15 protein-coding genes are annotated in these 14,423 nt (G+C 38.0%); 11 read left to right on the top strand and 4 right to left on the bottom strand.

Going from position 1 to position 14,423, the window contains the following annotated elements:
* Positions 1 to 106 precede the first annotated feature (106 nt).
* A complete protein-coding gene (gene def, locus NYE67_RS04215) occupies positions 107 to 664 on the bottom strand; it encodes a peptide deformylase (protein ID WP_340727122.1) in 558 nt (185 codons plus the stop codon).
* A 362-nt stretch (positions 665 to 1,026) separates the two neighbouring features.
* Between def and pdhA the strand changes: the two genes are divergently transcribed.
* The 6 genes from pdhA to NYE67_RS04245 all read left to right on the top strand — a co-directional run bounded on the left by pdhA (position 1,027) and on the right by NYE67_RS04245 (position 7,183).
* Positions 1,027 to 2,142: a pyruvate dehydrogenase (acetyl-transferring) E1 component subunit alpha gene (gene pdhA / locus NYE67_RS04220; protein WP_340729304.1), complete on the top strand. Its 1,116-nt coding sequence runs from the start codon at positions 1,027 to 1,029 to the stop codon at positions 2,140 to 2,142.
* A gap of 3 nt (positions 2,143 to 2,145) precedes the next feature.
* Positions 2,146 to 3,123, top strand: a complete 978-nt coding sequence (locus tag NYE67_RS04225; RefSeq protein WP_336045822.1) for an alpha-ketoacid dehydrogenase subunit beta — start codon at positions 2,146 to 2,148, stop codon at positions 3,121 to 3,123.
* 18 nt (positions 3,124 to 3,141) lie between these two features.
* Positions 3,142 to 4,530: a dihydrolipoamide acetyltransferase family protein gene (locus NYE67_RS04230; RefSeq protein ID WP_340729305.1), complete on the top strand. Its 1,389-nt coding sequence runs from the start codon at positions 3,142 to 3,144 to the stop codon at positions 4,528 to 4,530.
* Between the two features lie 4 nt (positions 4,531 to 4,534).
* Positions 4,535 to 5,947, top strand: coding sequence for a dihydrolipoyl dehydrogenase (gene lpdA, locus NYE67_RS04235; protein WP_191698549.1), 1,413 nt, complete (start codon positions 4,535 to 4,537; stop codon positions 5,945 to 5,947).
* Positions 5,948 to 6,117: 170 nt separating this feature from the next.
* On the top strand, positions 6,118 to 6,531 hold the full coding sequence (locus NYE67_RS04240; protein WP_340727125.1) for a CidA/LrgA family protein: 414 nt from the start codon (positions 6,118 to 6,120) through the stop codon (positions 6,529 to 6,531).
* Positions 6,491 to 7,183: an LrgB family protein gene (locus NYE67_RS04245; RefSeq protein WP_340727126.1), complete on the top strand. Its 693-nt coding sequence runs from the start codon at positions 6,491 to 6,493 to the stop codon at positions 7,181 to 7,183. Before NYE67_RS04240 ends, NYE67_RS04245 begins: the two co-directional genes overlap by 41 nt.
* Positions 7,184 to 7,217: 34 nt before the next feature.
* Here the strand turns inward: NYE67_RS04245 and NYE67_RS04250 are convergent, their stop codons facing one another.
* A complete protein-coding gene (locus tag NYE67_RS04250; protein ID WP_191698546.1) occupies positions 7,218 to 8,687 on the bottom strand; it encodes an aminotransferase class I/II-fold pyridoxal phosphate-dependent enzyme in 1,470 nt (489 codons plus the stop codon).
* Positions 8,688 to 8,811: 124 nt separating this feature from the next.
* Between NYE67_RS04250 and NYE67_RS04255 the strand changes: the two genes are divergently transcribed.
* The gene (locus NYE67_RS04255; protein WP_191698545.1) at positions 8,812 to 9,774 is read left to right on the top strand and encodes an NAD(P)H-dependent flavin oxidoreductase; all 963 of its coding nucleotides are present in this window, start codon (positions 8,812 to 8,814) and stop codon (positions 9,772 to 9,774) included.
* Between the two features lie 20 nt (positions 9,775 to 9,794).
* A complete protein-coding gene (locus NYE67_RS04260; protein WP_340727127.1) occupies positions 9,795 to 10,067 on the top strand; it encodes a UPF0223 family protein in 273 nt (90 codons plus the stop codon).
* Positions 10,068 to 10,230: 163 nt separating this feature from the next.
* Here the strand turns inward: NYE67_RS04260 and NYE67_RS04265 are convergent, their stop codons facing one another.
* On the bottom strand, positions 10,231 to 10,860 hold the full coding sequence (locus tag NYE67_RS04265; protein WP_340727128.1) for a YktB family protein: 630 nt from the start codon (positions 10,858 to 10,860) through the stop codon (positions 10,231 to 10,233).
* A 192-nt stretch (positions 10,861 to 11,052) separates the two neighbouring features.
* Between NYE67_RS04265 and NYE67_RS04270 the strand changes: the two genes are divergently transcribed.
* Together NYE67_RS04270 and NYE67_RS04275 are read left to right on the top strand one after the other, a co-directional pair.
* A complete protein-coding gene (locus NYE67_RS04270) occupies positions 11,053 to 11,250 on the top strand; it encodes a hypothetical protein (RefSeq protein WP_191698542.1) in 198 nt (65 codons plus the stop codon).
* Positions 11,251 to 11,388: 138 nt separating this feature from the next.
* Entirely contained in the window at positions 11,389 to 12,183 is a 795-nt protein-coding gene (locus NYE67_RS04275; protein WP_340729306.1) for an inositol monophosphatase family protein, read from the top strand.
* Between the two features lie 38 nt (positions 12,184 to 12,221).
* On the opposite strand, the gene NYE67_RS04280 is transcribed toward NYE67_RS04275, so the two are convergent.
* Complete coding sequence (locus NYE67_RS04280; protein ID WP_191698540.1) at positions 12,222 to 12,437, bottom strand: DUF5325 family protein; 216 nt, start codon at positions 12,435 to 12,437, stop codon at positions 12,222 to 12,224.
* A 129-nt stretch (positions 12,438 to 12,566) separates the two neighbouring features.
* Here NYE67_RS04280 and typA point away from each other — a divergent pair, with 129 nt between their 5' ends.
* Positions 12,567 to 14,417: a translational GTPase TypA gene (gene typA / locus NYE67_RS04285; RefSeq protein ID WP_340729307.1), complete on the top strand. Its 1,851-nt coding sequence runs from the start codon at positions 12,567 to 12,569 to the stop codon at positions 14,415 to 14,417.
* Positions 14,418 to 14,423 lie beyond the last annotated feature (6 nt).

Genomic DNA, 14,423 nt, shown 5'->3' on the forward strand with positions numbered 1-14,423 from the left:
GGTAAACTTTATTTTATAATAAAAAACTGTAGACAAACTCGAATTTCTTCAAGTTTGTCTACAGTCTAACGCGTGTGAATATTTATTTCACACGCGTTTTTTAGTATTATTCTCTACCAAATGGAATGCTATTTTCAATTACCTCAAATGGGTCTTTTTCGTTTATTCGATCGTAAAACATGATACCGTTTAAATGGTCAAGCTCATGTTGAAAGGCGATAGCAGGAAGTCCTGATAAACGCATTTTCTTTTCTTCTCCGTCCACAGTCATAAATTTAACTGTGATCCGCGCATAACGAGGAACATAGCCTGGAACAGCGCGATCTACAGATAGGCATCCTTCACCACTCGTTATATAAGTCTGCTCGACAGAATGACTGACAATTCTAGGGTTGACGGCAACAAAGCTTAATAACTCACCATCTTCGTTTTCCAAATGCAGGGCAAACATCCGCTTTAAGCTGTTTACTTGGTTAGCAGCCAAGCCAATGCCCCCTCGTAGATTATACTTTTCGGCAATCTCAGGATCTTGGCTATTAATTAAATACTGCAACAGATCCTCTGCAAGTTTGCGGTCTTCCGCAGACAACGGAAAGGAAACCTCCTCTGCGCGTGTTCGTAATGTGGGATGGCCCTCACGAATAATGTGTTCCATTAAAATCATGTGAAACTTCCTTTCAGTAAAAACTTATTGGAATAAGTATACACGACTCTTGATAAGGGAAGTACAAAAAACTTCGGGATTTCCGATTTAAGAATTCGAATTAAGGGAATAAATATTGTTGAAGTGCTATTAAATGAATAATAATAGAATGTTTTAAAATTTTCTATTATAGTACAGCGATTGGAGTTTTGTGATACAGGTGATGTAACTGTATCAATTTGAAGTTAATTATGAAAAATCTTTAATAAAGATGGTAAACAATGATTGACCGATAGATTTTTATTCATTATACTCGGGGTAGAGTTATATTGTACTAGTGAAAATAATGAATTTTTTAATACAGTTTAAAGGGGATGTAAACAATGGCAGATAAAATGATGAATCAATTGGACCCAGCTGGAACGTTACAGGAAATTGAAAGCAAGTTCGAAATGTTCCAAGTATTGAATGAGCAAGGTGAAATTGTAAACGAAGCAGCTATGCCGGATTTAAAGGATGAGCAATTAGTTGAGTTAATGAGTCGTATGGTTTATGTCCGTATTTTAGATCAACGTTCAATTTCATTAAACCGACAAGGACGCTTAGGCTTCTACGCACCTACTGCTGGTCAAGAAGCATCACAGCTTGCTTCCCAATATGCATTGGAAAAAGAAGACTGGATTTTGCCTGGTTACCGTGATGTACCTCAAATTGTTATGCATGGTTTACCATTGTGGAAAGCATTCCTATTCAGCCGCGGTCACTTTATCGGAAATCAAGTTCCGAAAGGGGTAAATATATTGGCACCGCAAATTATTATCGGTGCACAATATATTCAGACGGCAGGTGTGGCACTTGGTTTACAAAAGCGCGGTTCAAAAACGGTTGCAATCACATATACAGGAGATGGTGGTTCTTCTCAAGGTGATTTCTATGAAGGAATTAACTTTGCAGGTGCATTCAAATCACCGGCTATCTTCATCGTGCAAAACAACCAATTCGCAATTTCAACACCACGTGAATTACAGACTGCAGCAAAAACAATCGCGCAAAAAGGTATAGCAGCCGGCATTCCATCTATATTAGTGGACGGAATGGATCCGTTAGCTGTTTATGCAGCGACTAAGGACGCCCGTGATCGTGCGATTCGCGGTGAAGGTCCAACGCTTATTGAAACAATGTGTTACCGATATGGTCCACATACAATGGCAGGAGATGACCCAACGCGTTATCGTACTACTGATACTGATAATGAATGGGCAGCAAAAGATCCATTAGTACGCTTCCGTAAATACCTTGAAGCTAAAGGTTTATGGGATGAGAAGAAAGAAGAAGAAGTAATAGAACGTGCAAAAGAAGAAATTAAAGAAGCAATTAAAGAAGCAGATAAAGCTCCAAAACAAAAGGTAACAGAGTTAATGGATAATATGTATGATGGTGAAATGCCAGCAAACTTAAAAGAACAGTATGCGATTTATAAAGAGAAGGAGTCGAAATAAGCCATGGCACAAATGACAATGATTCAAGCAATTACAGATGCATTACGTTGCGAATTAAAAAATGACGAAAACGTTTTAGTATTCGGTGAAGACGTTGGTGTAAACGGCGGGGTTTTCCGTGCTACAGAAGGTCTTCAAAAAGAATTTGGCGTTGATCGTGTATTTGATACGCCACTTGCAGAATCAGGAATCGGTGGTTTAGCAATTGGTTTAGCGTTAACTGGATACCGTCCAGTGCCTGAAATTCAATTTTTCGGCTTCGTTTTTGAAGTAATGGACTCAATTAGTGGTCAATTAGCTCGTATGAAATACCGTTCCGGTGGTACGTATAATGCGCCTGTAACAATTCGTTCTCCATTTGGCGGTGGTGTACATACACCGGAAATGCATTCGGATTCTTTAGAAGGTTTAATGGCTCAATCACCAGGTTTAAAAGTGGTAATTCCATCAACACCGTATGATGCAAAAGGTTTACTAATTGCATCAATTCGTGATAATAACCCAGTTATTTTCTTAGAGCATTTAAAACTTTACCGTTCTTTCCGTGAAGAAGTTCCGGAAGAGTCATATACAATTGAACTTGGGAAAGCAGATGTAAAACGCGAAGGAAAAGACCTTTCAATTATTGCTTATGGGTTAATGGTTCACGAAAGTTTAAAAGCAGCAGAAGAACTTGAGAAGGAAGGCTACTCGGTAGAAGTAATCGATTTACGTACGATTCAGCCTTTAGATATTGAAACAATTATCGCTTCTGTTGAAAAAACAGGTCGTGCAATCGTCGTTCAAGAGGCGCAAAAGCAAGCAGGTATTGCAGCAAATGTTGTAGCAGAAATTACAGAGCGTGCAATCCTTTCATTAGAAGCTCCAGTATTACGTGTTGCTGCACCGGATACAATTTATTCATTCCCTCAAGCAGAGGGTGTATGGTTACCAACATATAAAGATGTAATGGAAACAGCGAAGAAAGTTTTAACATTCTAAGAATTGAGGGTGAGAAATATGGCATTTACGTTTCGATTACCAGATATCGGAGAAGGTATACATGAAGGTGAAATCGTCAAATGGTTCGTTAAAGCCGGCGATCAAGTCAAAGAAGATGATATTTTAGCTGAAGTTCAAAATGATAAAGCGGTCGTGGAAATTCCATCACCAGTAGAAGGTACAGTAGAAGAGATTTTAGTTGAAGAAGGTACAGTGGCCATTGTCGGAGATGCCTTAATCCGCTTTGATGCTCCAGGCTATGAAGACTTAAAATTAAAAGGTGATGACCACCACGAATCAAATGAATCAAATAAAACAGAAGCACAAGTGCAATCTACTGCTGAGGCTGGTCAAGATGTGAAAAAAGAAGAAACTAAAACAGATAAAAGTGCAGATGCTGCTCAGCCGGAAGCTCCTGCTGAAACAGAAAAAGCTGCATCGCCATCTGAAACAGAAACTTCAGGCAAACGCATTATCGCTATGCCTTCTGTTCGCAAGTATGCTCGTGAAAAAGGTGTCGAAATTCAGCAAGTTTCAGGTACAGGCAAAAATGGCCGTGTATTAAAAGAAGACATTGAGAGCTTCCTAAACGGAGGTCAAGAGTCGGCTTCTGAAACAGAAGAAGTAAAAGAGACTCAACAGCCACAAGGAGAAGAGAAACAAGCAGAAACAAAACAAGCTGCTCCTGTTGCACTTGAAGGCGAGTTCCCTGAAACACGTGAAAAAATGAGTGGTATGCGCAAAGCGATTGCAAAAGCGATGGTTCATTCAAAACATACGGCTCCGCACGTAACGTTAATGGATGAAGTAGACGTAACAGAACTTGTTGCACACCGTAAGCAATTCAAGGATATTGCAGCAGAGCAAGGTGTTAAATTAACGTATTTACCGTACGTTGTGAAGGCTTTAATCTCGACTTTACGTAAATATCCTGAATTCAACCGTTCGCTAGATGACGCAACACAGGAAATTATTCAAAAACATTACTATAATATTGGTATTGCTGCTGATACAGAAAAAGGTTTATTAGTTCCGGTTATTAAACATGCTGATCGTAAGTCAGTTTTTGGCCTGTCACAGGAAATTAATGAACTGGCTGTAAAAGCGCGTGATGGTAAGCTAGCATCTCATGAAATGAAAGGTGCTTCAATATCCATTACAAATATCGGTTCAGCAGGTGGTCAATGGTTTACACCAGTAATCAATCACCCTGAAGTTGCGATTTTAGGAATTGGTCGAATTTCAGAGAAACCAGTAATAAAAAATGGTGAAATTGTAGCAGCACATGTGTTAGCATTATCATTGAGCTTTGATCATCGTATGATCGATGGTGCGACTGCACAAAACGCTTTAAATCATTTAAAACGTTTATTAAGTGAGCCGCAACTATTATTAATGGAGGCGTAAAAAAATGGTAGTAGGAGATTTTCCAATCGAACTAGATACTCTTGTAGTAGGTTCTGGCCCTGGTGGATATGTTGCAGCAATTCGTGCAGCACAAACAGGTCAAAAAGTTACAATCGTTGAACGTGGAGCATTAGGTGGAGTTTGTTTAAACGTAGGCTGTATCCCATCTAAAGCATTAATTTCAGTAGGTCACCGCTTTGAGCATGCACAACATTCAGATGATATGGGTGTTACTGCATCAGAAGTAAAGCTTGACTGGTCTAAAGCACAAGCATTTAAAGACAGCGTTGTTAAAAAATTAGTAGGCGGCGTTGAAGGTTTATTAAAAGGGAATAAAGTAGACATCGTAAAAGGTGAAGCATATTTCGTAGATGCAAACACTGTACGTGTTATCGATGGCGATAAAGCCCAAACATATACATTCAAAAATGCAATTTTAGCAACAGGATCTCGTCCAATCGAAATCCCAACATTCAAATTTACAAAGCGCGTAGTAAGCTCAACTGGTGCATTATCTTTCCCTGAAGTACCAGGTAAATTAGTAGTAATCGGTGGCGGTTACATCGGAACTGAGCTTGGTTCAGCTTATGCTAACTTAGGTTCTCAAGTAACAATTATCGAAGGCGGTAAAGATATTTTAGCTGGTTTCGAAAAACAAATGACGCAAATCGTTAAAAAAGGTCTTAAGAAAAAGGGCGTTGAAGTAGTAGTAAACGCATCTGCTAAAGGCGTTGAAGAAAACGAAAACGGCGTTGTAGTTACTTATGAAGCAGGTGGCGAAGAGAAAACAGTTGAAGCAGATTACGTTTTAGTAACTGTAGGTCGTCGTCCGAATACAGATGAAATGGGCTTAGAAGAAGTGGGAGTTAAATTCGCAGAGCGCGGTTTATTGGAAGTTGACAAACAAGGTCGTACTTCAGTTTCTAACATCTTTGCAATCGGTGATATCGTTGCAGGCCCACAACTTGCTCATAAAGCTTCTTATGAAGGTAAAGTTGCTGCGGAAGCAATTGCTGGTGAACCATCAGTAGTTGACTACTTAGCAATTCCAGCAGTATGCTTCACAGATCCAGAAATGGCAACTGTAGGATACTCTGAAGAAACAGCTAAAGCTGAAGGTCTTGAAGTGAAAGCTGCTAAATTCCCATTCGCTGCAAATGGTCGTGCATTAGCACTTAACCAAACAGAAGGCTTTGTGAAATTAGTTGCTCGTAAAGAAGATGGCTTACTTGTAGGTGCTCAAATCATCGGTGCTGGAGCATCTGATATGATCGCTGAAATGGGTCTTGCTATCGAAGCTGGTATGACAGCTGAAGACGTAGCATTAACAATTCATGCTCACCCAACTTTAGGTGAAATTACGATGGAAGCTGCTGAAGTATTATTAGGCAACCCAATCCATATCGTATCTAAATAATAATGATTAAAGGCTATGCAGTTGAAAATACTGCATAGCCTTTTTGTTGTCTAGATAGATGGATATATTCAAAAGTAATAATAGAATATTTTATATTATAGTAAGAGAATGAAATAGACAGAAATTTCTAATAGTCGTACAATGAAAGTGTGCGCAAGGGGGTTTTTCAAGTGGATATTATACGTACAATTGCTCAAATAGGTATCATCATTTTATTTTATTTAGTAGGAGAATACATAGTTTCAATAACTGGAATTATCATACCGGGAAGTATCGTTGGACTAGTATTATTATGGTTATCACTTTATTTCAAATTATTGAATGTGAAATTCATTCAAAAAGGTGCTAGTTTTATGTTGGCATTTTTAACATTATTTTTTATTCCTTCCACTGTTGCAGTAATTAACTACCCAGAATTACTTACAGTGTCTGGTGGGCTCCTCATAATGGCTGTAATTATAAGTACAATATTAACGTTAGTCATTACAGGGAAAGTTAGTAGAATTATTGAAGAAAAAGAAAAGCAAAAAAAGGAGGGGGAACATGTTACCGCAAGTTCTACTAAGTCTATTTATCATAAGTAGTACAGTGTTACTTTTCGTTTTACTGAATAAACTGTACTTGAAAATTGGCAATCCTTTTTTGTTACCTATTCTAACTGTTACTTGCATTACGGTAGCGGTTTTGTTGATCTTTAACATACCGTACGAAACTTATATGGAGGGCGGTCAATGGCTATCAAAAATGCTCGGTCCTGCAGTGGTAGCATTAGCCTTTCCGCTTTATAATCAACGGGATATTATTTTCAAATATAAATACTCAATTATAATTAGCATTATTGTGGCAATGTTAGCGGGTCTTATAAGTGTTGTAGCGTTTCTTTTACTGTTTGGATCGAGTAAAGCCTTTATCTATACTTCTTTACCTAAGTCATTGACGACACCAGTTGCGATGCAAGTAAGCGAACTTATAGGAGGAATTCCACCTCTAACTGCAGTGTTGGTTATGGTAGCAGGTTTTACGGGTGCTATTTTGGGACCTATATTATTTAAAGTATTTAATATTGACACAGCTATTAGCCGAGGAGTTGCTATGGGAAGCGCTTCGCATGGTGTAGGCTTAACAAAGCTAAAGGAATATAGTGAAGAGGATTTGTCTATAGGATCATTATCAATGGGGCTCAGTGCTGTTGTAGGGGCATTTATAATACCGCTCATTTCAATCTACTTCATTTAAAAAACAGACGACATATGAGTCGTCTGTAATGATATTAATATATTGCTTTTCTCTCTTTTATAACTCGTATATTCTGTAACGTACTATCTTCAGGACCTTGCACAGGAAGACCCGCTTCAACATTCATCTTAATGAAATCAATATTACTTTGCGTAATGATTTCCCCGGGAATAAAAATAGGAATCCCTGGTGGGTATACCATTATAAACTCAGCACAAATGTAACCTTCAGAAAGTGCAAGCGGTATGCTTTCTGTTTGTGCATAAAAAGCATCCCGTGGTGACATGGCAAGAGCAGGGATTTCGGGAATTTGAACATTTGTCTCTGTAATAGAAGCTTCTGATTCAAATGCTTTTGACATACGTGTTAGAGCATTTATAAGTAAATTTATTTCTTTTTTAGAATCTCCAATCGTAACTAAACATAGAATATTGTATAGATCTGATAGTTCGATTTCTAAATTGGCATTTACTCGAAGCCATTCTTCAGCTACATGACCTGTAATCCCTAAATCTTTTACACTTATTAATAGTTTCAATGGATCCATATCGTAAGTTGCAGATGTACCGAGCTTCTCACGCCCCACACAATGAAGATGCGGGATAGAATTGATGCGTTTACGCGCATCTTGTGCCAAACGAATCGCATCGTCCAACAAATTCTGCCCGTTAACAGCTAATTGACGACGAGCTGTATCAATTGAAGCAAGCATAGGGTAGGAAGTAGATGTAGTTGTTAACATTGAAAATACAGATTGTACACGTTTAGCGGACACAAGGCCCTCTCTAACGTTTAATACTGAACTACCTGTCATTGAACCACCTAACTTATGTGTGCTCGTTGCAGCCATATCTGCGCCTGCTTGCATTGCCGATAAGGGTAAATCATCATGGAACTTAATATGAACGCCGTGAGCTTCATCTACAATTACAGGAATGTTTCTCGCGTGAACAATGTCAACAATACGTTTTAAATCTGCTACAAAACCAAAATAAGTAGGGTTAATAACAAGTACTGCTTTAGCATCCGGATATTTCAATAGTGCACGCTCAACTGACTCAGGTGAAATACCATGGGAGATGCCAAGCTCACTATCTACTTCAGGATGGATAAAAATTGGGATAGCACCCGCGAAAACAATCGCTGACATAATGGATTTATGTACATTCCGCGGTACTATTATTTTATCGCCTGGACCTACGACGGTTAAAATCATCGTCATTATGGCGCCACTAGTACCTTGTACGGAAAAGAATGTATGGTCAGCCCCAAAGGCTTGGGCAGCAAGGTTTTGTGCTTGCATAATCACACCTTTAGGAGCGTGTAAATCATCTAGTGGAGCAATATTAATTAAATCAATTGATAAAACGTTGTCGCCTACAAATTCTCTGTAAGCTGGATCCATTCCCTGTCCTTTTTTATGACCTGGAATATGGAACTGAATAGGATGTCTGTTGCGATGCTTGAGTAATGCATCAAACAAAGGAGTCTCTAACTGTGACAACGCAGGTACCACCTCACTATATTGTAATTTTAAAACAAGTGAATTATAGCACCTATTAAAGATGCTGACTATATAAATATTTAGAATACTTGAAATGAAAACACTTATTTTAGGAGGAATGGCTATGAATTGGCATACAAAGGTAACAGAATTATTACAGGTTCAATATCCGATTATACAAGGTGGACTTGCGTATTTAGCTTACTCAGAGCTTGCTGCAGCTGTTTCTAATGCAGGTGCATTAGGGCAAATTACAGCAATGAGTTTATCGTCGCCGGATGCTTTAAAGGAAGAAATAAAAAAAGTGAAAGAAATGACAAATAAACCATTTGGAGTAAATTTTGCAATAGGCATGCATGGAAAAGGATATGAAAGAATGGTAGAAGTCGCTGCTGAAATGGACGTACCTGTAGTAACGATTACAGGAGGCAATCCAGCGCCTATTTTTGATATATTAAAAGATGCATCTTGTAAAAAACTAGTATTGGTAGCAGCAAAGCGTCAAGCGCAAAAAGCAGAGCAGCTCGGAGCGGATGCTGTTATGGTTGTTGGACAAGAAGGTGGCGGTCATTTAGGGCGAGACGACGTAGGAACGATGGTATTGGTACCTCAGGTAGTGGATAGTGTATCAATTCCTGTCATAGCTTCTGGAGGCATTGGAGACGGTCGAGGGTGGATAGCAGCTCATGCACTCGGTGCAGAGGGTATTGAAATGGGAACCCGTTTTATAGCTACTAAAGAATGTGTTCATGCTTCAATGGCATACAAGCAGGCACTAATTGAAAGTGAAGAAACGGATACGGCAATTATAAAACGTTCGATTGGTGCACCGGCCAGAGTAATCCGCAATGAATTTACAGATCAAATTTTGGGAATTGAACAACATTCTCCAACTTACGAAGCTTTAAAAAATTATATTAGTGGAGAAGCGAATAAAAAGTTTATATACGATGGTGATTCAGCAAATGGATATGGATGGGCAGGTCAAGTAACAGGTTTGATAAATGATATTCCAACAGTTGAGGAATTAATTCAGCGTATGGTTGTACAAGCAGAAGAAATCCGTTTAAAATGGGGGCAGCAATAATTAAAGGCAGGTAATAATTTATGGAATATTCATACCCATTGTCAACAGATTGGACTACAGAAGAAATGGTCGATGTCGTACGCTTTTTTGAAGTAGTGGAAATGGCATACGAAAAAGGCGTAAAGCGTGAAAACGTGATGTCACGTTATAAACGCTTTAAAGAAGTTGTTCCATCACAAGCGGAAGAAAAGACAATTTGCCGTGATTTTGAACAAGCGAGCACTTACGTACCATTCCGTGTTGTAAAGCTGGCAAAGGAACTGGCTGATGGACAAATTGTAAAAATGAAATAAGAAAGTTAAGGTGGAGCATAGTTTGTTTGTTTCAACTTACGAAAAAAGAGAAATGGCACTTTAACCGTGCCATTTCTCTTTTTTTAGGTTGTGAATTTTTTTGAAATTTATTTTAGATTATTGGAATGTTTAGCAGTCTTTTGTACATATTAATAATAAATGGTTAATTGCTACCTTGGATGATTTCATAAATTGGGAGAAGTTCATCAAATGTCTTTTCTGCTAGTTGTAAAAAATGCTCTGCAGACATTTGAATAGCCTCATTGGCAGGAATATGTCGACCAACTAGGAATTCACCCTTTTTTACATCCCGCAGACGTACAAGGAGCTGCTCAAGCTTTTCATCACGTGCTTCTTTTAAAGGGAATGCATCCGGCTGCATATGATCACCGGAAATCACGTAGTCATTTGATAAGCTTTTAATTGCATTAATATTAGCTAATAAACGCTGTGCCATTTCGTGCTTTTGCGGTGCTTCATAAATAACCGCAACAACGATGAAAAGATGTGTACCCCACAGTCCAATCTGGAAATGCGGTAAAGATTTATAGCCACGCTTATAAGGAGCGAATGCTACCCATGAATCTTTTGGCGGGTTAACAGTACGGCGTGCATGTTTTGCAACATGACCAAAGAATTCTTCTCCTGTCTGTGTACTGAAATAACCGGTGAAAATTTCCGAAAGCTCATGGAATTTTGGGCGGATTATATTTGTTAAAGCTTCCATTCGATCATCTAAGCCGTCAATTTCAAATACTTGGAAGTCTTCTGGAGTCCATTTTACATTACTCAAATTTTTCAAATCCTTTCGATTTAATGTTTATTTTATTAACTTTTTGGGAAAAAATCTGTTAATAGAAACTTTACACCGTTATATTTTACAAATGGTGAGGATATTATTATAAGCAATTAGTCATGGTATCCAAAATCCTTTTTATAAAAAGTTAGGGAAAAGTTTAAATAATATGATGAGGAAGTGATTTTTATGAAACAGATGATTAAAATTATACGCAAAGTCGATATTGAAAAGCAATATGAAGAGATTTTAATGTTGGAAATGGATTATGAGCTAGCAACACTTTATGCAGCTATGAATGATAAAAATCAATCTGAAATCGAAAAATCCAAAAAACGTTTAACAGAAATTCAAGAGGAATTAAAAGGTCTACATGTATATGCGTAACAAAAAAATGTTTCCAAAATAAAAAATCACTTGCCAAAGTTAGATAGCAAGTGATTTTTTGTTATAATGAAGTTATTAAAAAAAGTACCATATATTACATATTAAAAATAGCAATGGTTGTCGGAAGGTGGATGAACGATGGATGTAAAACAGCTAGATGAATTTGCGAAAAAAATTATTTTTGAAGCGGGGCGAAATATCCGTGCAGCATTTTCATACGATATTGAAATTGAAACAAAATCTAGTCCCAATGATTTAGTGACGAATATTGACCGGGAAACAGAGTTGTTTTTTATCGAAAAAATAAAGGCTTTTAATCCGGACCATCGTATTTTAGGTGAAGAAGGTATGGGCGAAAAAGTAGAAAGTCTGGAAGGGGTCGTATGGATTATTGATCCAATTGACGGCACGATGAATTTTGTTAAGCAACATCGCCATTTCATGATTACGATTGGCATTTATGTGGATGGTGTTGGAGTTTTAGGTTACATATTTGATGTAATGCGCGAAGATTTATTTAATGCTATTTCAGGGGTAGGTGCATGGTATAACGATTCTCCTCTCCGTAAACTTCAACCGGTGAAAATTGAACAAGCTGTTATCGGTATCAATGCAAGTTGGGTAACACCGAATGATCGCATTAACCATGAGAAAATAACAGAATTAGTCCGAACAGTACGTGGCACCCGTTCTTATGGTTCTGCGGCGATGGAAATAGCTTTTGTCGTGAGCGGGAAGCTGGATGCCTATATCTCAATGCGTTTGGCGCCGTGGGATATTGGCGGTGGGGTCATTATTGCCAAAGAAGTAGGAGCTATTGCAACAAACTTTAATGGAAAAGATTTCGATTTCTTATCAATGGATACATTTTTAATTGCGAACCCTACAATTCATCAATTAATTTTAGACAAGTATATCGAAGAAAAAAAATAAAAACTTCGGTGCGTATACGCACCGAAGTTTTATACATTTTAGAGTAAGCCTTGGTCTCTAAATTTACGTTTTGTTTTAAATGCCATTCCAAAGATTGCGCACATAACGACAATACCTACAACAACGCCGATCCAACCAATTGTTTCATACTCATCTCCAGTCATAAATACTAGTGAAAAGGCAAATCCGATACTAATCATTGATAGGATTGCTGCCAATGCATAAATAAACATGACAAATTTTGCTTTATTCATATTTCCTGCCTCCGGACATCTATAATATGTGACTAAAAAATGATATTAATTATTGTGAAAAGACATTTAATCTTTCATGTGCTATAATATCACAGTTAAACAATTGAAAAAAGAATATGGAGTGGAATAATGACAAATTTACGTCAAGATATTCGTAATATCGCAATTATAGCTCACGTTGACCATGGTAAAACAACGTTAGTAGACCAATTATTAAAGCAATCAGGTACTTTCCGTTCAAATGAACGTGTAGAAGAACGTGCAATGGACTCTGGTGATATAGAGCGTGAACGTGGAATTACAATTTTAGCTAAAAATACAGCAGTAGATTATAACGGTACTCGTATCAACATCCTTGATACGCCTGGACACGCAGACTTCGGTGGAGAAGTAGAACGTATCTTAAAAATGGTAGATGGCGTTTGTTTAGTTGTCGATGCGTATGAGGGTTGTATGCCTCAAACACGTTTTGTATTAAAGAAAGCGTTAGAACAACGCTTAACACCAATCGTTGTAGTAAATAAAGTAGATAAAGACTCAGCTCGTCCACTAGAAGTAGTAGATGAAGTATTAGAGTTATTAATTGAGCTAGGTGCAGATGAAGACCAATTAGAATTCCCAGTTGTTTATGCTTCTGGTGTAAATGGTACAGCATCTTTAGATCCAGACCCAGCTAATCAAGAAGAAAACATGACTTGCCTATTCGAGAAAATCATTGAATCAATTCCAGCACCAATTGATAACTCGGACGAGCCTTTACAATTCCAAGTAGCATTACTTGATTATAATGACTTCGTTGGCCGTATCGGTATCGGTCGTGTATTCCGTGGGAAAATTTCTGTAGGTCAACAAGTTTCTCTTATGAAATTAGATGGCACAGTGAAAAACTTCCGTGTAACAAAAATCTTTGGTTTCTTCGGTCTTAAGCGTGAAGAAATCGAAACAGCTATTGCTGGTGACTTAATCGCGGTTTCAGGAATGGAAGATATCAACGTTGGTGAAACAGTTTGTCCAATTGATCATCAAGAAGCGTTAACACCATTACGTATTGATGAGCCAACATTACAAATGACATTCTTAGTAAACAACTCACCATTCGCAGGTCGCGAAGGGAAATGGGTAACTTCTCGTAAAATTGAAGAGCGTTTACTTGCACAATTACAAACAGACGTATCTCTACGCGTAGAAGATACAGATTCTCCAGATGCATGGACAGTTTCGGGTCGTGGTGAGCTTCACTTATCGATCTTAATCGAAAATATGCGTCGTGAAGGTTATGAGCTACAAGTATCTAAACCACAAGTAATCATCCGTAACATCGATGGCGTAAAATCTGAGCCAATCGAACGCGTTCAAATCGACGTACCAGAAGATTCTGTAGGTTCTATCATTGAATCAATCGGTACTCGTAAAGGTGAAATGTTAGATATGATTAACAACGGTTCAGGACAAGTTCGTTTAATCTTTAACGTACCTGCACGTGGTTTAATCGGTTATACAACTGAGTTCATGTCTATCACAAAAGGTTTCGGTATGATGAACCATACATTCGATCACTACGCTCCAGTAGTAGCAGGTAAAGTTGGCGGCCGTCACCAAGGTGTATTAGTATCTATGGAAAACGGTAAAGCAACAACTTACGGTATGATGGGTGTAGAAGATCGCGGTACATTATTCATTGAACCAGGTACTGAAGTATATGAAGGTATGATCGTTGGTGAAAATACACGTGATGCTGATATTACTGTAAACATTACAAAACAAAAACAAAAAACAAATATCCGTTCGGCGAATAAAGACCAAACGAATGTTATTAAAAAGCCTCGTATTTTATCACTTGAAGAAGCATTAGAATACTTAGGTGATGATGAGTATTTAGAAGTAACTCCAGAATCAATCCGTTTACGTAAACAGATCCTTGATAAAGGTGAACGTGAGCGTGTTGCTAAAAAGAAAAAGAACGCTGAGTTAGAAGCTTAATTGGCG

It is taken from the genome of Solibacillus sp. FSL W8-0474, assembly GCF_038004065.1.
GTDB classification, from domain to species: Bacteria; Bacillota; Bacilli; order Bacillales_A; family Planococcaceae; genus Solibacillus; species Solibacillus faecavium.